We start from the raw sequence: 25,862 nt of genomic DNA on the forward strand, positions 1-25,862 counted from the left end.
CCTAGCGGCCGAGCACCAGCCCTTCGCGGCGTGGATCCGCTCCGCCGATATAGCCATTACCCGTTCTGACCAGCGCCGACAGGCCACTGGTCATTTCCACCGTCTTCACCTGATGGCCCAGCGCGGTCAGCGTGCTGCCCTGCACTTCCAGCCCCTGCCCGGCTTCCAGCTCGGTGGTGCCATTGCGGTTGCCGTAGTGCGGCAGGCTGACCGCTTGTTGCGGATCGAGTTTCCAGTCCAGCAGGGCGATCAGTGTCTGGGCAACATAGCCGATGATCTGGCTGCCACCGGGCGAGCCAGTGGCCAGCAGGAACTGTCCCTTGCTGTCGAACACCATGGTGGGCGACATGCTGCTGCGCGGCCGTTTGCGTGCTTCCACCCGGTTGGCCACCGGCTGTCCCTTGTCTTCCGGTGCGAAGGAAAAATCCGTCAGCTGGTTATTCAGCAAAAAGCCCTTGACCAGCATGCGGCTGCCAAACTGGTCTTCAATCGAGCTGGTCATGCTGACCACCCGCCCTTGCCGGTCCACTACATTGAGGTGCGAGGTGCTGGGCAGCTCAGGTGCGCTATCCCTGCCATACGCCGACAGTTTGACACCGGATGGCTCGCCCGCGCTGACCGCACCCATGCTGCGCTCTGGCTGGATCAAGCGGCTGCGCTGCTGTAGATAATCGGTGGCAACCAGGGCCGCGCTGGGCACGTTGGCAAAAGCCGGGTCAGCCAGATAGCGGTTGCGGTCGGCAAAGGCCAGCTTGCCCGCTTCCGCGAACAGGTGAATGGTGGAGCCGGCGGTGGGCGACATGTCTGCCAGCGGGAAGCGCTGTAGCATGCCCAGCATTTGCAGGACGGCGACGCCGCCTGAACTGGGGGCATCCATGCCGCAAACCTGCCAGCTGTGATAGGGACCGCACAGCGGTTTGCGTTCGATGGCCTGGTAGGCGGCCAGATCCGCTGGCAGCATGCGGCCTGGGTTACGCGGATGCTGATTCACCTTGGCGATGATGGCCGTGGCGATGTCACCCTCGTAAAAGGCACGCGGGCCACGGCGGGCAATCTGCTCCAGCGTCGCGGCATAGTCGGGGTTTTTCAGCAGGCTGCCCATGGCTTTGGGCTGGCCATCGGGCTGATAGAAATAGCGGCGGGCCGCCTCGTCCTGCTGCAGAAACCGGTCGGAGGCGAGCAGGCTGTACAGCCGTGGCGAAATGGCAAAGCCCTGCTGCGCCAGCTGGATGGCGGGCTGGAACAGGCTGGCCCACGGCAGATGGCCACCATGCTGGTGTGCCAGCTTCAGCATGGCCAGTACGCCGGGAACACCAACCGAGCGCCCACCCACGACAGCCTGATAGAAGTCCATCGGCTGGCCTTGTGCTTGCAGGAAAAGCTTGCCATCTGCCGTGGCCGGGGCGGTTTCCCGGCCGTCAAAGCTGGTGAGCTGGTGGCCATCGTAATACAGCATGAATGCCCCACCGCCGATGCCGGACGATTGCGGCTCGGTCAGGCCCAGCACCAGCTGGGCGGCGATGGCGGCATCGATGGCGCTGCCACCACGCTGCAGGATGTCCAGTGCAGCCTTGCTGGCATACGGGTTGGCGGTCGATACCATGCTGTTGCGCGCACTGACTGCGGGGCGGGGGCTAAAGCCGCTGGCAGCCTCCGGCGCAGCGGTTTCCGCCAGAGCGGGCAGGGCGCACAGCAAGAGCAGCAGACTGCGTAACAGCATGAAGATAAACCTCGGTTGCGATGGGATGGGTGAGCCGTGGCTGCCGCCGAAGGGGGCGGGCAGTGTGCAAGCATATGGGCAATGTTGCGGCAGGGCTGGGTGAGGGTCAATTCAGCGCGGTCAGCCATGAAAAACGGCCTGGCACGTTAATGTGCCAGGCCGTTGTCATTGCCGGGTTGGCAAATTCAGGACAGGGTGGCCAGGTACTGGCGCTCCCATGGCGTGATCTGGTTGTGGAAATGGCTGAGTTCCACGTCCTTTACCGCCAGATAGGCTGCACTGAATTCGCTGCCGAACAGGCGTTCTGCCGTGTCATGGGCGGCCATCAGGGCGCAGGCGGCATCCAGGGTATTGGGCAGGGTGGCGGCATCGGCATTGTTGAAGACATTGCCAACAGCCGGCTCGCTCGGGCTGAGCTTTTCTTCCACGCCGAGCAGGCCTGCGCCCAGGCTGGCGGCCAGCGACAGGTAGGCATTGGCATCGCAGCCGGGCAGGCGGTTTTCCACGCGACGGGCTTCCGGGCCGGATACCGGCACGCGGATGCCGACCGAGCGGTTGTCCACTCCCCAGCTCACATTCACCGGTGCAGCCAGACCCTTGACGAAGCGGCGGAAGGAGTTGGGGCTGGGGCAGAACAGCGGCATCAGGTGTGGCAGATACTGTTGCAGGCCGCCGATGTAATGGAAGAATTCGGCGCTGGCTTCACCATTGGCCTGGCTGAACACATTATTGCCCTGGCCATCCACCACGCTCTGGTGCAAGTGCATCGAACTACCCGGCTGACCGGGCAGCGGCTTGGCCATGCACACCACGGTCAGGCCGTGCTGGTAGCCGATTTCCTTCAGCGCGTACTTGAACAGGAAGGTCTGGTCGGCCAGCTCCAGCGCATTGCCATGCTTGAGGTTGATCTCGAACTGGCTGGGGCCCATTTCGTGCACATAGGTATCGGTCTGGATGCCCAGTTGCTCGCAGGCGCGGTACAGGTCGTCGAAGAAGCCTTCCAGATCGTTCAGCGTGGAAAAGCTGAAGGCATCGAAGCCGGTTTCGCGGCGGCCGGTACGCAGGGCCGGTGCCTGGAAGGCTTGGTCCGGATTGGCGTGGGCATCGAAGATGTAGAACTCCAGCTCCGGTGCCACCACCGGGGTCCAGCCCCGTGCCTGATAGCGCGCCAGAATGTTCTTCAGCGCCGAGCGCGGTGCCAGCGGCGACAGGCTGCCATCGTGGTCGATGTTGTCACACACCACCATGGCGCGCGGGGTCTTGGCCCACGGCACCGGGCGCAGCGTGGCGAAGTCCGGGCGCAGCACGACATCGGGGTCGTTTTCGCCATAAAAGCGGTAGTCGGGAAATTCGCCCACGCAGGTCTGGATGGCGACGGCACGGGCAATACGTAATTCCTGGCCTTTGATCAAAGCCTTGGCAGGCAGGGTTTTGCCACGGGCAAAGCCGCTGACATCAGCAAAGGCCAGCTCAACGTCGCGGACGTTTTGCTGAATCAACCATTCGGCTTGAGCAGCCGCGATGGAGTGTTGGGACATGCAGGTCTCCCCTGGAGTGTTCTCGATTGTTTCATCTATCTGCCTGTCTGTCGGTACTGCATTTTTTTGATTTTGCGGGCTGTGCCCTGAGGGCATTATGCCACCGGCAGGGGGGAGGGCAAGCGTGATGTCGCTTCGGCTAGTCATGGCACATGAAAAAACCGGCCCTGTTGCAGCCAGGGCCGGTTTGATCACAAGTGAGAAAAGCGCGCTTACAGCCGGAAGCGTGATACCGACTGGTGCAGCTGGCGGGCGTGCTGGTCGATATTCTGCATGGCATCGACTGCCTGCTTGACCGAACTCTGGGTTTCTTCCACCACGCCAGCCACCTGCTCCACGCTGACCGCGATATTGGCACCGGCCTGGCTTTGCTCGGTCATGGCACTCACCACGGAGTGCAGGCTTTCCAGTGCGCTGTGTGCCTGGCGGCTGATGGTATCCAGGGTCTGGGCGGCCTGATTGGCCTTGCCCACACCCAGCTGCACGGCCGGACGGATTTCCTGCATGCGTCCGGCCACGGTGCCGGTTTCATCCACCACGGCCTGGACGATGCTGGTGATTTCGTCGGTGGCGGTAGCGGTACGCTCGGCCAGCTTGCGTACTTCGTCGGCCACCACGGCAAAGCCACGGCCCATTTCACCGGCGCGGGCGGCCTCGATGGCGGCATTGAGCGCCAGCAGATTGGTCTGGTTGGCGATGTCGCGAATGGTTTCGGCAATGCCGCTGATGTTACGGGTACGTTCGGCCAGGCTGCCGACCAGGTCGCTGACATCTCCCACCTGGCTGGCGATGGATTCGATGCCGCTGGCCGCTTCCTTGGCCACCAGCTCACCTTCGCGTGCCAGCTGGCTGGAACGGCGGGCTCCTTCTTCCGAGCCGCCGGCATTATCCTTGACGTGGTCGATACTGACCGACAGCTGCTCGATGGAGGCGGCTGCCGAGGCCGTGGAGTTGCTGGCAATGCCGGACACCTCGTCCACCTTGTTCATCTGGGCGGACAGCTGCTGGCCGGCGTGGCCGATATCGTCGGTGGACTGGCGGATCTGGTTGATCATCTCGCGCAGTTTCTGCTGCATTTCGTGCATGGCGGCCAGCAGGCTCTGCGGCGGGCCGTTAACCTTGATCTGCTCGGTGAGGTCGCCCTGGGCAATCTGGCGTACTACTTGCGCGGCGTAGCCGGGTTCACCGCCCAGTGAACGGATGATACTGCGCGACATGGCACTGCCCAGCACGATGAGGGCCAGCACCGAAACCCCGCTGAGAATCAACAGGATGGTGCCTTGACGCCAGAACAGGGCGTCGATGTCATCGATGAAAAAGCCGGTGCCCACCGTCCAGCCCCAGGGGTCGAAGCGCACCACGCCGTTCAGCTTGGGTAATTGCTCTTTGTCCGCCCCGCGCGAAGTCTGGATGGTGACGATGCCGTAATGGTCCTTTTGCAGTGCTTCGTTGTAGACGGCTACCGTGGTTCGGCCATCGGGCACGGTGCTGCCCATGTCCACCTTGCCTTCACGCTCTGCCTTGGGGTGCAGTACCAGCCGGTTGTCGCTGTCACGGGCAAAGAAGTAGATGTCATTCACCTTCAGCGCCTTCAGCGTCTTGCGCGCCATATCCTGCGCCTGCTGCCGGCTCAGTTTGCCGCTGGCTTCCTGCTTGGCGTAATAATCGAGTGTGTTCTCCGCCATGCGCAGCAACAGGGTGATCTGTTCGTGCTTTTCGCTCTGCAGCGTACTGCGGGTGATGTATAGCGAGGTGGCTGCCAGCGTGATCAGCGCGATCAGGCTGGCAGCAATGATGATGAGCAGGCGGGTATTGACGCGCACGATGCTGTCCCCTTGGGTGGAGATAATTTTTAAAATGGCATGGTCTGTAAACTGCCGCAGCAAATATACCGGGGTATTGTTAATACTAAACGCTGGGCTCAGCAGAAATAACTGCTGAAAACCCCTAGTTGTTGGCGTATCGGTATGGATTAGCTGTTTATAGTCTTTGCTCTGCCAAAGCGGCAGTAAAAACTGTGAAATCCAGTTCCACCTGATCGGCATAACACATGGCATAGCTGGCAATGGCCTGGTCGAATTTGTCCGACTGGCCGATATAGCCGGCCATTTCAGCGGCACGGCCGCCGGATTTGGCATGCGCACGTGCCAGTGCCCAGGCGCAGGCCTGGCCAAATGCTGCCAGGCTTTCCGCTGAATCGAATGATTCCAGCGCCGGTGCCGCCTTCATGTCGCGCAGCTGGCGCACATAGAAATGACGGTCGCCCGGCCCGGTAGTCCAGCCCAGGAACAGATCACTGGCTGCCTGCATCAGGCGCTGGCCAAATACCACGCGCTTGCCCTGATGGCCGTGCACGCATTGCTGGGTGTAAGGCTCCAGCACCGAGCTGCGCGCTTCTTTCAATTGCAGGAACAGCGGCTGGTCGTATTCGTCCTGCAGCAGCATCACCAGGCAACGGGTGCCGACGCTGCCCACCCCTACCACCTTGAAGGCGGCATCTACCAGCCGGAAACGGCTGAGCAGGGTGCGGCGGTCTTCTTTCAGCGTGGCGCTGTACTCGGCCAGCATGGTGTGCAGCAAGTCGTGTGAGCTGCCATCGCCCAGCCAGTGCTCGTCATTGCCCCAGACCTGGTCTTGCTGTTGCATGTGGAAGATGACTGGTGGGTTGTCGCGCAGGCGCAGGCTGCCATCTTCCAGTACCGCCATCTTGGGCAGCAGTTTTTCCTGGGTCTGGCCGCGCGCCTTGTCGGCCAGCTTCAGCAGCTGCTGGCGGATGGTGTCGCTGTTGGCCCGCGCCAGCAATTGTTCAAAACCCACCTTGCAGTACCACAACTCCAGCTGGCTCATCTGGGCATATTCCTGCATGCGCTTGCGGTAGGTCCCCACCAACTGGCAGACCGCCTGCCGCGCTGCACTATTGCTGAAGCCGCGATTGCGCGCAGCCAGCACCACGCTGACCGCCAGCCGCTTGATGTCCCATTCCCACGGTGCCTGATGCGTTTCGTCGAAGTCGTTGATGTCGAACATCAGCTGGCGTTCCGGCGAGGCGAAGAAGCCGTAGTTCATCAGGTGGGCATCGCCGCAGGTTTGCAGGGTGATGCCGCTATGGGGCGTCGCGGCCAGATCGGCAGCCTGGATCATCGCCATGCCACGGAAGAAGGCAAAGGGCGAAGCCTGCATGCGGCTGTAGCGCAGAGGGATCAGCGAAGGCACGCGGCCTTCCGAGGTCTGGTGCAGCATGGCCACCACGTCGCGCTGCGGACTCAACTGGCACTGAGCCTGCAGGGTGCGCGAGCAGCTTTCACGGCGCGCCTTGCCAGCGGCGAGGCGTTTTTCATATTGCGGATGTGCGGGAGTGGTCATGGCAGATAACAGGCTGAAGATGACATTTCAGCTCAGTGTAATCCGGCAGACATGAAAAATTGATGATGGGGTGTCATTTGCTGTCACGGACAGCGTGTGGGTTAGTCGCGTTGCAGGAAGCGCAGCAGTTGCTGGCGGTAGTGCAAGGCTGCTGCAGGTTGCGCTTGCCAGTGTTGCGGTAACTGGTGGCCCGCCCCGGGCAGCCACAATAGTTGGCTGCTGCGGCACAGGCTGGTGCTGGCATGCAGTTTTTCAACCAGCAAGCGCGGAATCACCGCGTCCTGTTCTGCTGCCACGATCAACACATGACCGCGAAATTGTTGCAGGCGCGGCCAGGCATCGCTCTCGAGCCAGCTGACTGGCTGGCGCAGCATGGCGCTGAAAGCCGGGCCGAAGGGGACATCAAATGCTTGAGCGGTGTAGACGCCCGGTACTTGCAGGATCAGGTGGCTGCAGGGTAGCTGATCCAGCAGACGCAGGGCGATATAAGCGCCCATGCTGCTGCCCAATAGCGCCACTGGTCTGTTGTCTGCATGGCAATGGCGGTACACGGCCAGGGCCTGTTCCACCCGCTGGCGCAGGCTGGAGCCCAGCAGGCTGCCGCCGGTTTCGCCGTGACCGATGAAGTCAAAAGCGCTGCTGGCAATCTGCTGCGACTGCAGATGCTGTCTTAATGGCAGATAGCTGGAGCGGTCGGCTTGCCCTGCACCGTGCAGCAACATCAGCTGGCGTAATGGGGCCGGGCTGGTGCAGCAGTCACCGTGCAGCAGGGTATGGAGAAATGGCAGGGTGAATGTTGTGCGGGGGAGTGAGGAATCCTGCATGGCACAGGCTATCGCGGGTGTGGTGTTGATTGTCATGATGATGTTTTATCCACAGATTCATGCACAGGCTATGCACATCATCCACAGCAGATTGGGAATTTGCAAAAGCATGCACAGCCGACCCGCCACGGCTGTCGGGACATTGTCACGCATTGTCGGCGCGGTAGGCCGTCTTATGCACAGCTTGTTCAGGATTTATCCCGTTCATCCACTGCATGGGTACCGGTGGCCAACTTATCCACAGTGGTGCGTCAGCTGGCGCAGCGCTTGATCAGGCGCAACCAGGGCGGGGTCAGCGGGATGCCGTTTTGGTCAACCTGTAGCCGGCTGTGCTCGCCATCCGGCTGCACATCGACTTGCAGGCTGGTGTTGCCGCTGACCGGATTGAGCAGCCTGATGGTTTCCATGCCGTCGGCCTTGCTTTCACGCTGCACGTAGTCATCGGGAATCTTCAGCTGATGGATGCCCTGTTTCAGGCAATCTGCCACGACGGCGGGCTTGTTGTCGGATGGCAGTTGCAGGCTGCTGTCGGCGCGTACCATGGCGGGGCTGGCCAGCAGGCTGGCTAGCAGCAGTACGCTGTTCAGGTGTTGGCGCAGGGTTGGCGTTGAGGAGGTTGTTGGCATGGGGCTTGGCTCTGGCAAGTGATATGCGGATGGAGGCCTGACCGCGCCCGCTGGTTCCGTCTTGTTGCTGCAACAGATGTTAAGGAGTATTGAACACGCCGGTTTGCCAGGCGCTGGACAGCAGCAGCAACAGCAGTAGCAGCAGCAATTGCCGCCGGCTGTATCGTGCCAGCTGCCCGCAGAGCTTGTCCGCTGGCAGGCGGCCGCGTTCCAGCCTTTGTCGGCACTGGCTGATCAGCGGACGGTTGCGCCACTCCTGCAGCAGCAGCAACAGAATGCCCAGCAGCTTGGCCATGGCCAGCGGGACCGGCCGGCCTTGCTGCCACAGCATGGCGGCATGGTAATAAGCCAGCCCGGCACCGCTGCACAGCCACAGCAGCAGGCTGAGCCGCCACCAGTTGTCGGCGCGCAGGCAGCGCGTCAGGGCGGGGGCATCCAGTGGCGGAGCCAGATTGCGGGCGCGGGCGGCAAGCGCACCCAGGCCGCAGCCCAGGGCCAGCAGATGAAGCGTGGCAAACAGCCATTGCAGCATGATGACCCCCCGGCCAGCCAAGTCTGACTACACTAGTGAAGCTGGCTGCGGCTGGCAAGCATTCAACGCTATTTGTCTGTCATGGCGGCGGTGGGGGTGATATTTACCACGCGGGTGAGCGGCGCAAAAAAACCGGCCGCAGCCGGTTTCATCACGGATTGGCTAGCGTTCAGCCGCGTACCTGGCCATCGCCCAGCACGATCCATTTCTGGCTGGTGAGGCCTTCCAGTCCTACCGGGCCACGGGCGTGGATCTTGTCGGTGGAGATGCCGATTTCCGCGCCCAGGCCATATTCGAAGCCATCGGCAAAGCGGGTGCTGGCATTCACCATCACGCTGGAAGAGTCCACCTCGCGCAGGAAACGGCGTGCCCGGCCGTAATCTTCGCTGATGATGGCATCCGTGTGATGGCTGCCATAGTGGTTGATGTGCTCGATGGCTTCGTCCAGATCCTTCACCACCTTGATGGCCAGAATCGGGGCGGAGTATTCGGTATACCAGTCGTCCTGGGTGGCCGGTACGATCTGCTCGCCCAGAATCACCCGGGTGCGCTCACAGCCGCGCAGCTCTACACCCTTTTCCCAATAGGCCTCGGCCAGGCGTGGCAGGATGAATTCGGCAAAGGCCGTGTGCACCAGCAGGGTTTCCATGGTGTTGCACGGTGCGTAGCGCTGGGTTTTGGCGTTGATGGCGATATTGAAGGCTTTTTCCGGATTGGCCGTGTCGTCGATATAGACATGACAGTTGCCGTCCAGATGCTTGATCACCGGCACGCGCGCTTCGGCGCTGATGCGGGCGATCAGGCTCTTGCCGCCACGCGGCACGATGACATCGACGAACTCCTGCATGGTGATCAGTTCGCCCACGGCGGCGCGGTCGGTGGTTTCCACCACTTGCACCACTTCGGCAGGCAGGCCGGCCAGGCGCAAGCCTTCATGCACGCAGGCGGCAATGGCCTGATTGCTGTGGAAGGCTTCCGAGCCGCCACGCAGGATGGTGGCGTTGCCGGATTTCAGGCACAGGCCGGCGGCATCGGCGGTGACGTTGGGGCGGGCTTCGTAAATGATGCCCACCACGCCCAGCGGCACGCGCATCTTGCCCAGTTGGATGCCGGACGGGCGATAGCAGAAGTCGTCCATTTCGCCCACCGGGTCGGGCAGGGTGGCGATCTGGCGCAGGCCTTCGGCCATGCCGGCCACCGTGGCCTCGGACAAGGCCAGGCGGTCGATGAAGGCCGCATCCAGCCCGGCGGCGCGCGCGGCATCCAGGTCTTGCTGGTTGGCCGCCAGCAGTTTGGCACTGTCGCGCAGGATGGCGTCAGCCATGGCGCTGAGTGCCTGGTTTTTCTGGCGGGTGTCGGCCTTGGCAATCGCGCGGCTGGCTTTGCGCGCCGCCTGGCCGACGCGCTGCATGTAGTCCTTCACATTCATGGCAATGTCCTGATGCTGATCACTGTTCGGGTAGTGAGCCAGATTACCGCAAAACTGCCCGGCTCAGCCAGCGACAAGCAAGTGGATATTGTCAGACAGCGTGGCCGAACTAGGGCCTGTTAACACTATGTTTTCTGCGGCGCAGGCCCTAACCCACCATGGCGCAAGGATGGAAGTCCAGCGCCATGAAATCGTCGGCCACTTCCTGGCCGAATTCGAGGATGGTTTCGTCATCTTCGATGTAATGCCAGTTGAGCGTGACGTAGTTGCCGGCTACCGCTGCATCGTTGAACAGGCTGAACAGCTCCAGCAGTACCTTGGTGCTGGAGCTGTTGAAGTAGGCCAGCTGGATGTCCACGGTGATCTGGGTGGATTGCAGGCTGGGCAGGTAGTTTTGCACCGCCTGCATGATGGGGCCGAAAAAGGCTTGGGCGTTTTCCGGGTAGCTTTCTCCGCGCAGGCTGAGCTGGTGCTGGTCGAACTGGAAGTTCACTTCCGGCGTGGACGAAGTCGGGGCGATATACAGGTTTGACATGGCTCGGTGCTTTAAATGGTGGCTTTGAGATAGAAGGTGGTGAAGGGGCCGGATGCGCCGGCCTCATCGACAAAATCAAACTCGATGGGGTTGCTGGAGTCGCGGGCGACGGTGAGGAAACCCAGGCCGGCACCCTTGCTGCCGGCTTCGCCTTCGGCGCGCAGCTTTTCCTTGTACAGGGCCTTGATTTCGTCGTTGGTCATGGTGCGCAGCGGTTCCAGCTTGGCGCGGATGTGGCTGGCCCCGGTGGGGCTGATGGGGTTGGCGCACACCACGTAGTAGTGGCCGTCGGCTTCACCCACCCACAGCGAACCCATGCGGATTTCGTGGTCAGAGTCGTCGGTGGCGGTCAGGTGATCGGCCGAGTAATGCACCACGTTCTGCGCCATTTCCACGAACACGGAAAACAGCTTGCGGCGGGCGGTCTGGCTGGCGTCCAGGCTGGACAGGCGCAGGCGCAGCGAGTCGCCCATGGCGGTGACGATGCTTTGCGAGAAGTAGCCGGTGTAATAGAACACTACGTTTTCCTGGCGGGCCAGTTCCTTGAAGCGGTGGAAATCGGTCAGGCTCATGCGCGTGCTTTCTTAATGGGGTGGGGCTGGGTCAGAGCAGGTGTACGCCAAACAGGCTGACATCGTCGCGGCGGCTGTTGTCGCCCTGCCATTTGAGGAAGGCGTCGATCAGCTGTTTCTGCTGTTGTTGCATCGGCTTGTCAGCGTGCTTGAGGATGTTTTCTTTCAGGCGCTTTTTGCCAAAGCAGATGCGCTTGGGGCCGCCGATCTGGTCGATGATGCCGTCGGTGCTGATATACAGGCGGCTGCCCGGCGGCAGCTGCACGGCGTGGTTGTCCCACTGGTAGTCCAGCGGTGTGCCGACATAGCCCACGCCCTTTTTGTTGGCATCCAGGGTGTGGACTTCGTCCGCACCCGGCTCCAGTACGAACAGCGGCGTTTTGGCCGAGGCATAGGTGAGGGTGCGGCTGGCGTAGTCGAACCAGCAGAAGGCACCGTCCATGCCGTCGTCGGAGTTCAGCTCCGGGTGGTCGGCGAGGCCGGCCTCTTCCGGGGTGAGCTGGCCCAGCGACTGCTTGACCTGCTGGTTGATGGCGCGCAGTAGCGCAGCCGGGTTGTGCAGGTCGTGGCTGCTCAAAACCTGTTTCAGCGTGGAGGCCATGATCAGGGTCATGAAGGCCCCCGGCACGCCGTGGCCGGTGCAGTCGATGACGGCGACAAAGAAGCCGTCCGGCCGTTTGACAAAGTAGTAGTAGTCGCCACCGACGATGTCGCGCGGTGCCCACACCATGAAGTAATCATCCAGTGCACTGGCCATGTCGCGGCGCGAACTTTGCAGGAAGGACTGCTGGATCACGCTGGCGTAGTTGATGCTCTCCATCATCTGGCGGTGCTTCTCCGCCTGCTGGTCGGCCAGTGCCTGCATCAGCGACACGCCTAGCCCCATGCCGGCATAGGCATTGTCCAGATTGATGATGAAACCGTCCGACAGCACTTTCTTGTCCGCTTCCAGCGCCATGAAGGACAGCTCGGTAATCGGTGTCAGATAGTCGACGATCAGCGGGCTGGCATTCATGAAGGCGGTGCAGGGCTTGCGGCCAAAGATTTCGCGGTGGAAGGGCCGGGCCAGCGTGCTCATGAAGGTATTGCGGTTGATGATGCCGATGGCGCGTTGCTGCTCCACCACCGGGATATTGCTCAGCCCCTCGTCCTGGGTGAACAGTTCCAGCACGTGGTAGTTGTTGTCGTGGGGGCTGACGGTGGGTGGCGTTTGCAGCAGATGTCCCGCCATGGATTGCGAGCGAGCGGCGTGGGGTGTGCTGTCTAGCGGCATGATGTTCTCGGCGGAATTGACGTGGCCGCAGTCTAGTTTTGCCGGATGATGATTCAGTTACTGCCAGATGAACTTTGCTTTATTGCTAATTAAAACAAACGTTATTTATTAGTGTTTTTGATTATTGAATGAATATTGACTGGCAGATCTGTCGCCTGTTGTTTCGTGCCGACGGCAGTCCTGGCAGGCCTGCCCGAGATGGTGATGCTGCTTGACCCTGTGGCATAAAGGGCTTATTTTGCTTGTCTAGCAACCGCTTGGTTGATAAATAAAACAAAGATCTAGCTACCATCCTCGGGAGACTGCATGAGCGACTATCAAGAATTCCATCGCCGTTCCATCGAGCAGCCAGAAGCATTCTGGGGTGCCGAGGCCGCGCGCATTCACTGGCACAAGCCCTATACCCAGGTCCTGCAGTACGACAACCCACCCTTTCGCCAATGGTTTGCCGGTGGCGAGACCAATCTCTGTTACAACGCGGTAGACCGCCATCTGGCCGAGCGTGCCGAGCAGGCTGCGCTGATTTATGTGTCCAGTGAAACCGGTGCTGAAGAAAGCTACAGCTACCAGCAGCTGTACGAAGAAGTCAGCCGCTTTGCCGCCATCATGCAGGCGCAGGGTGTGGGCAAGGGTGACCGGGTATTGATTTACATGCCGATGATTCCGGAGGCCATCTTTGCCATGCTGGCCACGGTGCGGCTGGGTGCCATCCATTCGGTGGTGTTTGGCGGGTTTGCCTCGGCCAGCCTGGCCACCCGTATCGAAGATGCCGCGCCCAAGCTGCTGATCACCGCCGATGCCGGCATGCGTGGCGGAAAGGTGATTGCCTACAAGCCGCTGGTGGACGAAGCGATGGAGCTGGCTGGCTCTGCGGCAGCGGACAAGGTGATCCTGGTCAATCGCGGGCTGGCCGAAGCACCGATGATGAAGCCGGGACGCGATCTGGATTACGCCACCTTGCGCCAGCAGCATCTGGATGACCGTGCCGAGGTGGAGTGGGTGGAGTCCAATCATCCCAGCTACATCCTGTATACCTCGGGCACCACCGGCAAGCCCAAGGGCGTGCAGCGCGATACCGGTGGCTATGCCGTGGCGCTGGCCTCCACCATGGAATACATCTATGGCGGCAAGCCGGGCGAAACCTATTTTTCCACCTCGGATATCGGCTGGGTGGTGGGCCACTCCTACATCGTCTATGCCCCGCTGATCAGCGGCATGGCCACGCTGGTGTACGAAGGCTTGCCCATCCGTCCTGATCCGGGCATCTGGTGGCAACTGGTGGAGAAATACCGCGCTACGGTGATGTTCTCCGCCCCCACCGCCTTGCGCGTGCTGAAAAAGCAGGACCCGGAATGGCTGCACAAATATGATCTGTCCAGCCTGCGCGCCTTGTTCCTGGCCGGCGAGCCGCTGGACGAGCCGACGGCGGAGTGGATTTCCGGCGAGCTGAAGATTCCGGTGCTGGACAACTACTGGCAGACCGAAACCGGCTGGCCGATGCTGACCGTGTGCAATGGCGTGCAGCCGCTGCCCACCAAGCTGGGCAGCCCCGGCCTGCCGGTGTATGGCTATAACGTCAAGCTGCTGAACGAGACGACTGGCGAAGAAGTCGCGGTGGGCGAGAAGGGGGTGATTGCGGTGATTCCGCCCTTGCCGCCAGGCTGTATGAGCACGGTATGGCGGCAGGACGAACGCTTTGTGAATACCTATTTCAGCCTGTTCCAGGACCGCAAGGTGTATTCCTCGTTTGACTGGGGCGTGCGCGATGCCGATGGTTATTTCACCATACTGGGCCGCACCGACGACGTGATCAATGTGGCCGGCCACCGTCTGGGTACCCGTGAAATCGAAGAGGCCGTATCCGGCCATGCGGCGATTGCCGAAGTGGCGGTGGTGGGGGTGCATGACACGCTGAAGGGCCAGGTGCCGCAGGCGTTTGCCGTGCTGCGTGACCCGTCGGTGCTCAAGGATCCGGAAAAGAAGGCTGCGCTGGAAAAAGAAGTGATAGCCAAGGTGGCGTCGCAGCTGGGGGCAATTGCCAATCCGGCCCGGGTCTACTTCGTCAATCAGCTACCCAAGACCCGCTCCGGCAAGGTGCTGCGCCGTTCGATACAGGCGCTGGCCGAGGGGCGTGATCCGGGCGATCTGACCACGCTGGATGATCCGACCGGGCTGGAGCAGGTACGCGACGCGGTACAGTCTTGAACTGAAGGTGGGTGGACACAGCCGGCGCGGGTCAGTTGCCGGTGGTGGATTCAGCCGCATCCTGTGACGGGATGCGGCATTTTTACGTCTGCTTCACGCCCGGCTCAGCTGCGGAATACGCTGACGGCCGCGTTGAGCGCCTTGGCATGGCTGTTGAGCTGGTCGGAGGCGGCGGCCGAGGCTTCCACCGTGACCTGGTTGGACTCGGTCATGCTGGCAATCACCTCGATGCGCTGTGCCATGTCGCCCATGGCGCTTTGCTGCTCGTGCAGCGCCAGGCTGATGCCCTGGATGTGCTCGACGATCTGGTCGGTATTCTGGCGGATGCCGCTGATGGCCTCGCGCGCCTTGTGGGTCTGGTCCACGCCGTGGTTGGAGGCATCCACACTGCTTTGCATCACTCCGACCACCCCGGTCATGCCCTGGCGGATGGTTTCGATCTGCCCGGAAATCTCCACCGTGGCCACCCCCGTGCGTTCTGCCAGCTTGCGTACTTCATCGGCCACTACGGCAAAACCACGGCCCATTTCCCCGGCCCGCGCGGCCTCGATGGCGGCATTCAGCGCCAAGAGATTGGTCTGGTCGGCGATGTCGTGAATGGTGCGGGTGATGGAGGCAATGGCATCGGTCTGCTTGTTCAGGTCGTCGATGGCGCTGGCGGCGCTGCTGATGCGCTCGGCAATATGGCTGATGTCGTTGGCGGTGGCGTGAATCAGTTGCTCGCAATCGCTGACCATCTGCCCGGCACCCTGTGCCTCGCCGCCTACATCCTGGCTCTGGCTGCCCAGTTGCTGGATGCTTTGCAGCACTTCTTCCACCGACACACTCATCGAGCGGGTCGATTCGCTCTGTACCGTACTGGATTTCTGCAACTGGTGCGCCGCGCCGCTCATGCTGTCGGCGCTGCTGTCCAGTTCGCCGGACAGGTTGCGGATATTGCTGGTGATGTTGCGCAGCTGGCCTTGCATGTCGGCCAGGCTGTGCAGCAGGCTGCCTTCGCTGTCCGCCGGCAGTACGATGCGCTGCCCCAGATCGCCGCTGGCGATGCGGTTGGCCACTTCCATGGCCAGCGCCGGTTCGCCACCCAGTACGCCGAACACCCGGCGATACAGCAACACCCCGCCCAGGCTCACCACGATGACCAGCAGTGCCGCCAGACCCAGCGTCATATTGCGCAACTGGGCCGTGGTGTGGTTCATCGCGGCATAGGCTGTGCTGTCCTGCTGGTGGATGAGGGTATTCAGCGCCTCGACCTGCTTGGTCAGCTCTTCGGCACGTTCGTCAAAACCGCCACCCTTTTCCTTCATCAGTACATTGCCTGCTTCGCGGCCACCCTCGATATAGGCTTTGGCCATGCGCTTGCCCACGCTGTAGAACTGGTCTGCCGCTTGCTGCATGGCGCTCACCTTGCCGGCCAGCTCCGGGTCAAGCCGGCTGATGGTGGGCAGGTTTTTTTGCAGTGCCTGGTAATGTTCCTCGGCATCCTTGTAGCCATCGGCATCGCCGGTGGCGCTGACATCGGTCAGGAATTGCTGGATCTGCACCACGTGGTAGCGCACATCCGTCATGTTCTGCACCAGGGCGTTGGTGACGTCCTGTTCGTAATGGGCGGTTTCGTCGATGCGCTGCAGGCTGAACAGCGTGACCAGACCTAGCGTGAGCAGCAGCGCCACGACAATGGCAATGAAACCGACCAGGATGGGTTTGAGTTTTTGTGTTTTGCGCGACATGAGGGTGACTTGCTGTGAGTAAGGTGGCCAGGCCGGGATGGTGCCGTATGGGTGATGGGGATGGTCCAGACCGCTGGGGTGCGGATGCCCATGCCGGATGCTGCTGCAATGGCAACCCCGATACGGAAAGGGTTGATTTTGGCGGAAACCAAATTGTCTGACAATAAGAATTGTTTTTGTTTTGATGATTTCCATCAAATGCGAGTCTTATTTTCTGTAGTCGCTTGAAAAGCAAGTGTTCACCACACTGGATATGCCGGTTTGCATGCCTGAAGGCCTGGCGGGCATCGCATAGCACAGACGCGCCGAGGGCGGCTGGCACGAGTATCAGTCTGGCGGTGGTGGAGGACGGTTAACCATACCCCGCAAAGCACCCGGACCAAGGCGCACTGACGCCGACTGTGCAAATAGTGCGGCGACGGCGGCGCAAGGCCGGAGCGGGGTATTGGCTGCGGCTGTTAGCGCAACAGATCGGTATCGTGACCCTTGTTCAGCGATGCCTTCAGCCGGCGCATGCTGAACCACACGGTCAGTGCCACCAGCGGAATGGCCAGGCCGGTCAGCAGCTCCACATTCAGATGCAGGCCTGCGGCTTCCACTGCCGCCAGCAGGTGGTGCAAGAGGCTCACCATATAGTAGGTCAGCACGCCAACCGACAAGCCTTCCACGGTTTCCTGCAGCCGCAGCTGCAAGGCGGCCCGGCGATCCATGCTGGCCAGCAAGGCGCGGTTCTGTTCTTCGTGCAGCACTTCTACCCGGGTGCGCAGCAGGGCGGTGGTGCGTTGCAGGCGGGTGGTGATGCGGTCCTGGCGGCGCGCCACGGTTTCGCAGGTATTCATCGCCGGGGACAGCCGGCGTTCCATGAACTCGCGGAAGGGCTGCATGCCGGAGATGCGCTGTTCACGCAATTCGCTGATGCGCGCTTCCACCAGCCGGTAATAGGCGTGGGCGGCGGAGAAGCGGTACTGGCTTTCCGCGATCAGCTGTTCCACCCGCGTGGCCAGTGCGGTCAGTTGCGACAGCAACTGTGCATCCGAGCCATTGCCCTCGGTGGCCGCCATGCGTTCGGTGATGGCGCGTAGCTCAATGCCCAGATTGTCCAGATCGCGCATCTGCTTCTTGGCAATGGGTAGTGCCAGCAGGGTCAGCATGCGATAGGTTTCCAGTTCGAACAGGCGCTGCAGCATGCGGCCGGACTGGCTGGCACCCATGGCGCGGTCCACCACCACATAACGCGAGAAGCCTTCGGCCAGCCGGGCATCCGGATGCAGGCGCAAGTCGGTATACGCCGCGCCATTGCCATCGCCTATCTCCGCACCGATCAGCTCGCGGCCGCCAAACCAGCGGCTCGCCATCTCGGCCAGTTCGGTTTCGCGCTCGGAAGGCAGCAGCACGGCGTGCAGCGCCACCAGCACCACGCCGGGCAGGTCGCGTAGCCAGGCGGCGGGAATGCGGTCGAGCGCGGTGCGCTCAAAGGGGTCGGCACAGTCGCCACCAACAATAAAGGTGTAGCGGGCAAATTCGGTATGCAGCGACCAGCGTACTGTCAGGTCGCCGGCGCTGGCCGAGTAATACGCCTGCTCCGCCAGCGGCGCGGGCAGGCCGATGCGCTCGGCCAGGTCGGCCAGTGCCGCCCGCTGTGGTGCATCGTCGAAATCGTAATACAGGCTGAGCGAGGTCAGCCTTGCCGGGGAGGGAATGGCGGCATAAGGCCGCGCATGGGCTTCCTCGTTCAGTTCACGGCGCAGGTGGTGCGGAGTGAGAGTGGTCATCGGTGGGTCCTGAAAGGTAAACGGTTTCAGTGCTGAGGAGCCGGCACACTCATCAGGACTCAAACCGCTCGAGCGCAACAGCATACCCGATACGCCATTGGCCACACCATGCAATTACCGCGCCAGCCAGACGACAGCTTGCTGAACACCATTCAGCTGTGGCAAGCGGTCTTCCTTGCTGTCAGCAGTGGGTGGGTGGGCGTGCCCGCAGTGGAAAGTCGCTTGCCGGACCGGCTGGCAAAATCACCGCTCCGATGTTGCGCCTGCTTGCCGAATTGATTGGTACGGTCTTTATCGATGCGTCTCGTCCCGGCTCTCTCCGAGGCTTTGTTGGCTGCCGCTGGCACAGTGCGATTAATAGTCTTTTTTGATATAAATGCATCTCACAATATTATTAATGGGAATAAAGAGGCTGGGTTAGCATGATGTCAGTTCAATCTTCCCGGAGTCCATCATGAAATTGCGCGCTTTGTTCGGCCTGGTGGCCGCGGTGCTGTCCGCCCATGTGCTGGCAGATGCCACGTTGCTGAATGTTTCTTACGACGTGATGCGCGATTTCTACAAGGACTACAACCCGGCCTTCCAGAAAGCCTACAAGGCCAAAACCGGCGAAACCATCAGCATCCAGCAGTCGCATGGCGGCTCCAGCAAGCAGGCGCTGTCAGTGGCCAATGGCCTGGCGGCAGACGTGATCACCATGAACCAGGCGTCCGACATCGACCTGCTGGCCACCCGTGGCCTGATTCCGGCCAACTGGGCCAGCCGCCTGCCCAATGCCTCGGTGCCGTTTACCTCGACCACGGTGTTCCTGGTGCGCAAGGGCAACCCGCACAAGGTACGCGACTGGAATGACCTGGCCAAGCCAGGTGTGCAGGTGATCATCCCCAATCCGAAAACCTCGGGCAACGGCCGCTACACCTATCTGGCCGCCTGGGGTTCCGGCCTGAAACAGCCGGGTGGCAGCGAAGCCAAGGCGCGTGCGCTGGTGGCGGGCATCTTCAAGAACGTACCGGTGCTGGATGGCGGTGGCCGTGCTGCCACCACCACCTTCATGCAGCGCCAGATCGGCGATGTGCTGGTGACTTTTGAAAACGAAGCCGAGCTGATCGCCCGCGAGTTTGGCCGTGGCAGCTTTGAAATCGTCTATCCGCCGCTGTCGGTGCTGGCGGAAAACCCGGTGGCCATTGTCGACAAGGTGGTGGACAAGAAAGGCACACGCAAACAGGCCGAGGATTATCTGCGCTTCCTGTGGAGTGCCGAAGGCCAGACCATTGCCGCACAAAACTACCTGCGTCCGCAGGACAAGGCCGTGGCGCAGAAATTCGATGCCCAGTTCCCCTATGTGAAGACCTTCACCGTGCAGAGCGTGTTCGGCTCGTGGGCGGCGGTCAATCAGAAGCACTTCGCCGATGGCGGCGTGTTCGACCAGATCTATAGCAAGCATTAAGCGGAGAGCACGTGAGCAATATCCTGAATCTGCGCCATAGCGTGCTGCCCGGTTTCCGGCTCAGCTTTGGCATCACCCTGTTCTGGCTGGCGCTGATCGTGCTGTTGCCGTTTGCTGCGCTGGTGTATTCCACGGTGGGCATGGGCTGGCACGGTTTCCTGGCAGCGGTGGGTAGCGAGCGCGTCATGGCCTCCATCCGGCTGTCCTTCGCCACTGCCGGCCTGTCGGCTCTGATCAATCTGGTGTTCGGCTTTCTGGTGGCCTGGGTGCTGGTGCGTTATCCCTTCCCGGGCAAACGGCTGGTGGATGCGCTGGTGGATCTGCCCTTTGCCCTGCCCACGGCGGTGGCCGGCATCGCGCTGACCACGCTGTATGCACCCAATGGCTGGATTGGCCAGTTTCTGGCGCCGCTGGGCCTCAAGGTGGCGTTCACGCCGCTGGGCATCATCGTGGCGCTCACCTTTATCGGTCTGCCCTTTGTGGTGCGTACCGTACAGCCGGTGCTGGAAGACCTGGAAAAAGAGCTGGAAGAAGCCGCCACCTGCCTGGGTGCCAGCCGCTGGGACATTTTCCGCCGGGTGATCTTTCCGGCCACGCTGCCTTCGCTGATTACCGGCGGCACCATGGCCTTCGCCCGTGCCACCGGCGAATACGGCTCGGTCATCTTCATTGCCGGCAATATTCCGCTGGTGTCGGAAATCGCCCCGCTGATCATCGTCTCCAAGCTGGATCAGTTCGACCAGCAGGGTGCCACGGCGGTGGCGCTGGTGATGCTGGGCATTTCCTTTGTCTTCCTGTTGTTGATCAACCTGATCCAGTGGTGGGCTGCACGCCGCCACGGGGCCGGGCGCTAAGCGGAGTGCTGCATGGCTAATCTGACTACCGAAAGCCGCCCGGTGCGTTATGCGCTGACTGCCGTGGCGCTGGTGTTTTTGTTCCTGTTTCTGTTGCTGCCGCTGATCGGGGTGTTCTGGGAAGCGCTGCACAAGGGCTGGCAGCTGTACCTGACCGCGCTGGTGGAGCCGGAAGCCTGGTCGGCCATCAAGCTGACGCTGATTTCCGCCGCCATCGCCGTACCGCTCAACCTGGTGTTTGGCGTGTCCGCCGCCTGGGCGATTGCCCGTTTTGATTTTCGCGGCAAAAGCCTGCTCACCACCTTGATCGACCTGCCCTTCGCGGTGTCGCCGGTAGTGGCCGGGCTGATGTTCATCCTGCTGTTCGGCGCCAATACCGCCGTTGGCGGCTGGTTGCAAGACCACGGCCTGCAGGTGATCTTTGCCGTGCCGGGCATCGTGCTGGCCACGGTATTCGTCACCTTCCCCTTTGTCGCCCGCGAGCTGATTCCGCTGATGCAGTCGCAAGGTGCGGATGAAGAACAAGCGGCTATCGTGCTGGGGGCCAGCGGCTGGCAGACCTTCCGCAAGGTGACGCTGCCCAATATCAAATGGGGCCTGCTGTACGGGGTGATCCTGACCAATGCCCGTGCCATGGGTGAATTTGGCGCGGTCAGCGTGGTGTCCGGCCATATCCGTGGCGAAACCAACACCATCCCGCTGCATGTGGAGATTTTGTACAACGAGTACAACTTTGTCGGCGCTTTTGCCTGCGCCTCGTTGCTGGCCTTGCTGGCGCTGGTGACCCTGCTGGTCAAATCGCTGGTGGAGTGGCATCTGCATCGTCAGCAACACGCCTCTACCCTGCGTACCGCCGAAGCCCGTCTGCAAGCCGCGCAACCGTAAACGATCTGGTGGACCGCTGCCGTTGGCGGCGGTCGGAGAACAAGCATGAGCATCGAAATCCGCAATATCCGCAAGCAGTTTGGCCAATTCACCGCGCTGGACAATGTCAGTCTCGATATCGCTTCCGGCGAGCTGCTGGCCTTGCTGGGGCCATCCGGCTGCGGCAAGACCACCTTGCTGCGCATCATTGCCGGTCTGGAAAAACCGGACGCCGGCCAGGTGCTGTTCGGCGGTGCCGACGCCACCCACACCCATGTGGCCGAGCGCCAGGTAGGCTTTGTGTTCCAGCACTATGCGCTGTTCCGTCACATGACGGTGTTCGACAACGTGGCCTTTGGCCTGTCGGTGAAGCCGCGCCGTGAACGCCCCTCGGCCGAAGAGATTCGCGAACGGGTGATGAAGCTGCTGAAAATGGTACAGCTGGACTGGCTGGCCGATGCCTATCCCGGCCAGCTCTCCGGTGGCCAGCGCCAGCGTATCGCCCTGGCCCGTTCGCTGGCGGTGGAACCCAAGGTGCTGCTGCTGGATGAGCCCTTCGGCGCGCTGGATGCCAAGGTGCGCAAGGACTTGCGCCGCTGGCTGCGCGAGCTGCACAACGATATGCACATCACCAGCGTGTTCGTGACCCACGATCAGGAAGAGGCGCTGGAAGTGTCCGACCGCGTGGTGGTGATGGATCACGGCCATATCGAGCAGGTGGGCCGTCCGGATGATATCTACGAACATCCGGCCACACCGTTTGTCACCCAGTTCCTCGGCGATGTGAACCTGTTCCATGGCCGCGTGGATGCTGGCCAGCTCACCATCGGCAATTACGAACAGGCGCTGAGCCAGCATCAGGATGCCAGCGGCGATGCCGCGGTGGCCTATGTGCGGCCGCATGATCTGGACCTGTCGCAACAGCCGGAAGGTGCGCTGGCGCAAGGCCGGGTCGAGCATATCCATGCCGTGGGCCCGGTGGTGCGGGTCGAACTGCAACAGGCCGATGGCCAGACCATCGAGGCGGCGGTCAGCAAGGAGCGCTTCCGTGCGCTGGGCATCGTGCCGGGCGACACCGTCTATGTCACCCCGCGCAAGCTGGCGGTCTTCCTGAAAGATGCCGCCGGGCAGCAGGATTATGTGATCTGAGCGCCAAGCCAGCCCAAGACAAAAGCCGCCCGTGGGCGGCTTTTGCCATTAGTGCCTGCGAACACGCTGCGTGTGGCACAGGCTCTGGTTGGTAGTCAGACAAACAGCTTGCTGAACACCCAGTACAGGCTGGCCGACAGCACAATGGCGACTGGCAGGGTCAGTACCCAGGCCATCAGCAGATTGCGGATGGTATCGATTTGCAGGCCGGAGCGGTTGGCTGCCATGGTGCCGGCCACGCCGGAAGACAGCACATGGGTGGTGGAAACCGGCAGGCCGAAGGCGTCGGCAGCGCCAATGGTGGTCATGGCCACCAGCTCGGCTGAAGCACCCTGGGCATAGGTCAGATGGGTTTTGCCTATCTTCTCGCCCACGGTCACCACGATACGGCGCCAGCCCACCATGGTGCCCAGCCCCAGCGCAATGGCGACAGTCACTTTCACCCAGGTAGGGATGAATTTGGTGGAGGCATCCAGCTCGCCCTTGAAGGTTTTCAAATTGGCCAGCGTGGCCTGATCCAGATGCGCCTCCTTGCTCTGCTGCAACAGGCGGATGGATTCGGAAGCCAGATACATGTCATTACGCACATTGCCGACCGATTCTTCCGGTACGGCAGCCAGGCTGCCATGCGCTTCGATCTGCTGGCCGATCTGGCCGGTTACTGCGGCCAGCGCCGGCACCACATCGGGCTGCCAGTGCTGGCTGCGGATATAACGGGTGAGCACGGCACGCGGCTGTTGCGGGGCAGCAGCCGGTACGGCGCGTTGTAGCGACTGCTGGGTGGCCTGGGCCACCAGTACGAACTTGCCCATTTCGCTGGCAGGCAAGGCGCGGTTCAGGCCATAGGACAGCGGCACGGTGCCGACCAGAATCAGCATGATCAGGCCCATGCCTTTCTGGCCGTCGTTGGAACCGTGGGCAAACGACACCCCGGAACAGGTGAGTACCAGCAGGCTGCGAATCCACCACGGCGGTGCTTCTTTGTTCTTGGGGGCTTCAAACAGCTGCGGCTGTCTGACCAGACGCTTGAGCAGCACCAGCAGCAGGGCGGCGCAGAAAAATCCCACCAGCGGCGACAGCAGCAGCGAATAGCCCACCTTGCTTACCTGGGTCCAGTCCACGCCGCTGGTGCCGTCGCGGCCATGCATCAGCGCATTGGCAATGCCCACACCGATGATGGAGCCGATCAGCGTATGCGAGGAGGAGGCGGGCAAGCCCAGCCACCAGGTGCCCAGATTCCACAGGATGGCGGCAATCAGCAGGGCAAACACCATGGCGAAGCCGGCGCTGGAGCCTACCTGCAGGATCAGTTCTACCGGCAGCAGCGAAATGATGCCAAAGGCCACCGCGCCGCTGGAGGTGAGTACGCCGAGGAAATTGAACAGGCCAGACCACACCACGGCCACATGCGGCGGCAGGGAGTGGGTGTAAATCACGGTAGCCACGGCATTGGCCGTGTCATGGAAGCCATTGACGAACTCGAAACCCAGGGCAATCAGCAGCGCCAGAATCAGCAGCAGGATGGAAATCCAGCTGCCATGGCGGGCGATGGTGTCATTGACATCGTGAAACAGGTTGAGTCCGGCAAACAGCAAGCCACCGATCAGCAAGGCAACGAACAATAATACGGTGCTGCTGTTGGTGGGGCGGTGCACTGCCGTTGCGGCGGTGCTGCGACTGAGCGCCACCTCGGAAGACTGGTCCATGAAAGCTCCTTGAAAATATTCAAGAAGCATTAATACGCGTACCAGATTGCAAGGTAGTGACAGTAAGCTGTTGTTGATTGATTTAAAACAAAATTTAACATGCGGCCCACGCCGCTGGCTGTCCGCCTATGCGCTGATGGGGTGCGGCTAGCGTATGTTCAGCGCCGGCGGTGGTGGGCGATCAGCCGTGCCAGCGCTGCGCTTACCAGCGGATTGCTGACCTGCTGTGCGCCGGCTTCGATCTCTTCCAGCGCCTGCTGGCTGATGCCGATGCGCTTGGGCGGCGGCGGCGGCGGATTCAGATGAATGTCCACCTTGATGCGGATCTTGCTGGCGCTATAGCCGCGCGACTCCAGCGGCAGCAACAGGCTGTTGCCCATCATGCGTAGCCGGGCGGCCACGATGCCGTTATGGGCAAACACCACCAGCTCGCCATCGCGAATGCGCACGGCACGGCAGGCCTCGGCCAGCTGCGGCGGCAACTGGCTGCGAAAAGCCTGGTCCAGCGCCATCAGCGCATTGGCTTCGCGCGTCAGCTGCGACAGCGTGCTGTCGGTGCGGGCGATATCCTGAAACTGGCGTTCCGACATGGTGGCTCTGACTGGGATGAATCGGCCATTGTAGCCGATTAACTTCCTCCCCAGCACAAGCCTTGCCCATCATTGATAAGACAGGGTAAAGGTGGCCGCGGCGGAAAACACGCCGGGCGTGATCGTGCCGATGCGTATATACGACGCACTGAAGGGAATGCTTTGCAATCCAGAGACATTGTCCAGATAAATCTGGTTGATGTTGCCGGGGGTGGGGGTGTCCGGGCCGAAGCCGACGACATCGCCGTTGTAACGCAGCTCTACGCCCAAACCCTGAGCGCTTGAGTTGGCGTCCGGGAAGAGAATGCGCCCGGTCTGGCCGATATCACTTTTGTCGGTAAACGTGATGTAGAGCTGGGTAGGCGTCGAGCAGTTGACGCTGATATTGAATGGCGTGCTGCCGTACACGCTGTTGATTGTGGGCAGACTGGATTGTGTGCCGATGTCCGGCAGAGTGACGGGATTGGGGCTGATGCTGACTACATTGCAGGTGTTGGCTGTCACCTTGAAGCTATTGGTGAGTAGCGGTATTTCTACCGGAATGGCGACACCGTCGTTCACCACAATGCCGTAGATCATGCCACTGAGATCAACCGTGCCGCTCTCGGCCACGTTGGCTGTCTTGTAGAAAGTGAAGTAAAAAGCACCTTGCCAGGGCATGTTGTAACCGCTGCCCATGTTGACGCAGACATAGTATTTTTGCTTGTCCGGAGCGCTGGGGTCATCTTTCGAATAAGAGCCACAGCCCGGATATTGCGTTGCCAGACCTACCGCATAGCCAATGCCGGCTACATTGGTGGCATAGATTCGCATGCCGTTGAAACTGGTGAGATAGGGGCTCTTGGTTCTCAGGCCAAACATCGACTGGCTGACGTAGCTGCAGCTGAACTGCAGGGCATTGGTGCTCTGGACGAAATACGGTGGATAACTGGTACCGATGCGCATGTCCCGGTTGGTACTGAGGTCGGGAAATGTGATTACGCTGCTTTGTTTTGCGGTGCAGCCACTGGCCGCCCATATGGCAGGACTGTTCAGCTGTAGCAATGCTGCGATGATGGCAAGTAGGCGCAATAGTGAATAACACATGGCAGTGTTCCTTGTCAGGTATGAATTCACCTAGCATTGCGCAAATA

The 25,862-nt window shown here is 61.3% G+C and carries 21 protein-coding genes; 5 read left to right on the forward strand and 16 right to left on the reverse strand.

From position 1 onward, the window contains the following. Position 1: 1 nt before the first annotated feature. The 11 genes from ggt to FAZ30_RS06565 all read right to left on the reverse strand — a co-directional run bounded on the left by ggt (position 2) and on the right by FAZ30_RS06565 (position 12,412). Positions 2-1,720, reverse strand: a complete 1,719-nt coding sequence (ggt, locus tag FAZ30_RS06515) for a gamma-glutamyltransferase (protein WP_137009120.1) — start codon at positions 1,718-1,720, stop codon at positions 2-4. A gap of 185 nt (positions 1,721-1,905) precedes the next feature. Beyond that, positions 1,906-3,258 carry a glutamine synthetase family protein gene (locus tag FAZ30_RS06520; protein WP_124645218.1) on the reverse strand — a complete coding sequence of 451 codons (1,353 nt, stop codon included), beginning with the start codon at positions 3,256-3,258 and terminating at the stop codon, positions 1,906-1,908. 212 nt (positions 3,259-3,470) lie between these two features. Next, positions 3,471-5,081, reverse strand: a complete 1,611-nt coding sequence (locus FAZ30_RS06525) for a methyl-accepting chemotaxis protein (RefSeq protein ID WP_168190815.1) — start codon at positions 5,079-5,081, stop codon at positions 3,471-3,473. A 157-nt stretch (positions 5,082-5,238) separates the two neighbouring features. Continuing rightward, positions 5,239-6,621 (reverse strand): DUF2252 domain-containing protein, encoded by a 1,383-nt coding sequence (locus FAZ30_RS06530; RefSeq protein WP_137009123.1) that lies wholly within the window; start codon positions 6,619-6,621, stop codon positions 5,239-5,241. A 101-nt stretch (positions 6,622-6,722) separates the two neighbouring features. Beyond that, positions 6,723-7,481, reverse strand: a complete 759-nt coding sequence (locus FAZ30_RS06535; protein ID WP_124645215.1) for an alpha/beta fold hydrolase — start codon at positions 7,479-7,481, stop codon at positions 6,723-6,725. 215 nt (positions 7,482-7,696) lie between these two features. Further along, positions 7,697-8,071 (reverse strand): hypothetical protein, encoded by a 375-nt coding sequence (locus FAZ30_RS06540; RefSeq protein ID WP_124645214.1) that lies wholly within the window; start codon positions 8,069-8,071, stop codon positions 7,697-7,699. A 79-nt stretch (positions 8,072-8,150) separates the two neighbouring features. Then, complete coding sequence (locus tag FAZ30_RS06545) at positions 8,151-8,603, reverse strand: DUF2214 family protein (protein WP_124645213.1); 453 nt, start codon at positions 8,601-8,603, stop codon at positions 8,151-8,153. Between the two features lie 169 nt (positions 8,604-8,772). Then, positions 8,773-10,032, reverse strand: coding sequence for a glutamate-5-semialdehyde dehydrogenase (locus FAZ30_RS06550; RefSeq protein ID WP_124645212.1), 1,260 nt, complete (start codon positions 10,030-10,032; stop codon positions 8,773-8,775). Between the two features lie 148 nt (positions 10,033-10,180). Continuing rightward, positions 10,181-10,567, reverse strand: coding sequence for a DUF1987 domain-containing protein (locus FAZ30_RS06555; RefSeq protein ID WP_124645211.1), 387 nt, complete (start codon positions 10,565-10,567; stop codon positions 10,181-10,183). Positions 10,568-10,578: 11 nt separating this feature from the next. Then, positions 10,579-11,139 (reverse strand): SiaB family protein kinase, encoded by a 561-nt coding sequence (locus FAZ30_RS06560; RefSeq protein WP_124645210.1) that lies wholly within the window; start codon positions 11,137-11,139, stop codon positions 10,579-10,581. Positions 11,140-11,170: 31 nt separating this feature from the next. Then, positions 11,171-12,412: a PP2C family protein-serine/threonine phosphatase gene (locus FAZ30_RS06565; RefSeq protein WP_124645209.1), complete on the reverse strand. Its 1,242-nt coding sequence runs from the start codon at positions 12,410-12,412 to the stop codon at positions 11,171-11,173. Positions 12,413-12,718: 306 nt separating this feature from the next. Between FAZ30_RS06565 and FAZ30_RS06570 the strand changes: the two genes are divergently transcribed. Next, entirely contained in the window at positions 12,719-14,617 is a 1,899-nt protein-coding gene (locus tag FAZ30_RS06570; RefSeq protein WP_124645208.1) for a propionate--CoA ligase, read from the forward strand. A gap of 104 nt (positions 14,618-14,721) precedes the next feature. Here the strand turns inward: FAZ30_RS06570 and FAZ30_RS06575 are convergent, their stop codons facing one another. Together FAZ30_RS06575 and FAZ30_RS06580 are read right to left on the reverse strand one after the other, a co-directional pair. Then, entirely contained in the window at positions 14,722-16,347 is a 1,626-nt protein-coding gene (locus FAZ30_RS06575; RefSeq protein ID WP_124645207.1) for a methyl-accepting chemotaxis protein, read from the reverse strand. A 458-nt stretch (positions 16,348-16,805) separates the two neighbouring features. Next, positions 16,806-18,119, reverse strand: a complete 1,314-nt coding sequence (locus tag FAZ30_RS06580; protein WP_137009125.1) for a DUF3422 family protein — start codon at positions 18,117-18,119, stop codon at positions 16,806-16,808. Between the two features lie 454 nt (positions 18,120-18,573). Between FAZ30_RS06580 and FAZ30_RS06585 the strand changes: the two genes are divergently transcribed. Genes FAZ30_RS06585 through FAZ30_RS06600 form a run of 4 tightly spaced genes read left to right on the forward strand, consistent with a single transcriptional unit; the run spans position 18,574 to position 22,433 of the window. Beyond that, positions 18,574-19,566: a sulfate ABC transporter substrate-binding protein gene (locus FAZ30_RS06585; protein WP_124645205.1), complete on the forward strand. Its 993-nt coding sequence runs from the start codon at positions 18,574-18,576 to the stop codon at positions 19,564-19,566. A 20-nt stretch (positions 19,567-19,586) separates the two neighbouring features. After that, on the forward strand, positions 19,587-20,420 hold the full coding sequence (cysT, locus tag FAZ30_RS06590) for a sulfate ABC transporter permease subunit CysT (protein ID WP_124645371.1): 834 nt from the start codon (positions 19,587-19,589) through the stop codon (positions 20,418-20,420). A gap of 12 nt (positions 20,421-20,432) precedes the next feature. Beyond that, a complete protein-coding gene (cysW, locus tag FAZ30_RS06595) occupies positions 20,433-21,305 on the forward strand; it encodes a sulfate ABC transporter permease subunit CysW (protein ID WP_137009127.1) in 873 nt (290 codons plus the stop codon). Between the two features lie 45 nt (positions 21,306-21,350). After that, complete coding sequence (locus tag FAZ30_RS06600) at positions 21,351-22,433, forward strand: sulfate/molybdate ABC transporter ATP-binding protein (RefSeq protein ID WP_124645203.1); 1,083 nt, start codon at positions 21,351-21,353, stop codon at positions 22,431-22,433. Positions 22,434-22,528: 95 nt separating this feature from the next. Here FAZ30_RS06600 and FAZ30_RS06605 read toward each other — a convergent pair whose 3' ends face one another. From FAZ30_RS06605 to FAZ30_RS06615, 3 genes are all read right to left on the reverse strand, one after another. Beyond that, on the reverse strand, positions 22,529-24,139 hold the full coding sequence (locus FAZ30_RS06605; protein ID WP_124645202.1) for an inorganic phosphate transporter: 1,611 nt from the start codon (positions 24,137-24,139) through the stop codon (positions 22,529-22,531). A gap of 158 nt (positions 24,140-24,297) precedes the next feature. Next, positions 24,298-24,729, reverse strand: coding sequence for a DciA family protein (locus tag FAZ30_RS06610; RefSeq protein ID WP_124645201.1), 432 nt, complete (start codon positions 24,727-24,729; stop codon positions 24,298-24,300). Between the two features lie 69 nt (positions 24,730-24,798). Further along, complete coding sequence (locus FAZ30_RS06615; protein ID WP_158613648.1) at positions 24,799-25,674, reverse strand: fimbrial protein; 876 nt, start codon at positions 25,672-25,674, stop codon at positions 24,799-24,801. Positions 25,675-25,862 lie beyond the last annotated feature (188 nt).

The sequence above is a fragment of the Aquitalea aquatilis genome (genome assembly GCF_005155025.1).
Taxonomy (GTDB): Bacteria; Pseudomonadota; Gammaproteobacteria; order Burkholderiales; family Chromobacteriaceae; genus Aquitalea; species Aquitalea aquatilis.

Bases quoted from the DNA above. Each gene is read 5' to 3' on its own strand.
- ggt (WP_137009120.1), bottom strand. From the start codon at position 1,720: ATGCTGTTACGCAGTCTGCTGCTCTTGCTGTGCGCCCTGCCCGCTCTG.
- FAZ30_RS06520 (WP_124645218.1), bottom strand. From the start codon at position 3,258: ATGTCCCAACACTCCATCGCGGCTGCTCAAGCCGAATGGTTGATTCAG.
- FAZ30_RS06530 (WP_137009123.1), bottom strand. From the start codon at position 6,621: ATGACCACTCCCGCACATCCGCAATATGAAAAACGCCTCGCCGCTGGC.
- FAZ30_RS06535 (WP_124645215.1), bottom strand. From the start codon at position 7,481: ATGACAATCAACACCACACCCGCGATAGCCTGTGCCATGCAGGATTCC.
- FAZ30_RS06540 (WP_124645214.1), bottom strand. From the start codon at position 8,071: ATGCCAACAACCTCCTCAACGCCAACCCTGCGCCAACACCTGAACAGC.
- FAZ30_RS06545 (WP_124645213.1), bottom strand. From the start codon at position 8,603: ATGCTGCAATGGCTGTTTGCCACGCTTCATCTGCTGGCCCTGGGCTGC.
- FAZ30_RS06550 (WP_124645212.1), bottom strand. From the start codon at position 10,032: ATGAATGTGAAGGACTACATGCAGCGCGTCGGCCAGGCGGCGCGCAAA.
- FAZ30_RS06555 (WP_124645211.1), bottom strand. From the start codon at position 10,567: ATGTCAAACCTGTATATCGCCCCGACTTCGTCCACGCCGGAAGTGAAC.
- FAZ30_RS06560 (WP_124645210.1), bottom strand. From the start codon at position 11,139: ATGAGCCTGACCGATTTCCACCGCTTCAAGGAACTGGCCCGCCAGGAA.
- FAZ30_RS06565 (WP_124645209.1), bottom strand. From the start codon at position 12,412: ATGCCGCTAGACAGCACACCCCACGCCGCTCGCTCGCAATCCATGGCG.
- FAZ30_RS06570 (WP_124645208.1), top strand. From the start codon at position 12,719: ATGAGCGACTATCAAGAATTCCATCGCCGTTCCATCGAGCAGCCAGAA.
- FAZ30_RS06575 (WP_124645207.1), bottom strand. From the start codon at position 16,347: ATGTCGCGCAAAACACAAAAACTCAAACCCATCCTGGTCGGTTTCATT.
- FAZ30_RS06580 (WP_137009125.1), bottom strand. From the start codon at position 18,119: ATGACCACTCTCACTCCGCACCACCTGCGCCGTGAACTGAACGAGGAA.
- FAZ30_RS06585 (WP_124645205.1), top strand. From the start codon at position 18,574: ATGAAATTGCGCGCTTTGTTCGGCCTGGTGGCCGCGGTGCTGTCCGCC.
- cysW (WP_137009127.1), top strand. From the start codon at position 20,433: ATGGCTAATCTGACTACCGAAAGCCGCCCGGTGCGTTATGCGCTGACT.
- FAZ30_RS06600 (WP_124645203.1), top strand. From the start codon at position 21,351: ATGAGCATCGAAATCCGCAATATCCGCAAGCAGTTTGGCCAATTCACC.
- FAZ30_RS06605 (WP_124645202.1), bottom strand. From the start codon at position 24,139: ATGGACCAGTCTTCCGAGGTGGCGCTCAGTCGCAGCACCGCCGCAACG.
- FAZ30_RS06610 (WP_124645201.1), bottom strand. From the start codon at position 24,729: ATGTCGGAACGCCAGTTTCAGGATATCGCCCGCACCGACAGCACGCTG.
- FAZ30_RS06615 (WP_158613648.1), bottom strand. From the start codon at position 25,674: ATGCGCATCGGTACCAGTTATCCACCGTATTTCGTCCAGAGCACCAAT.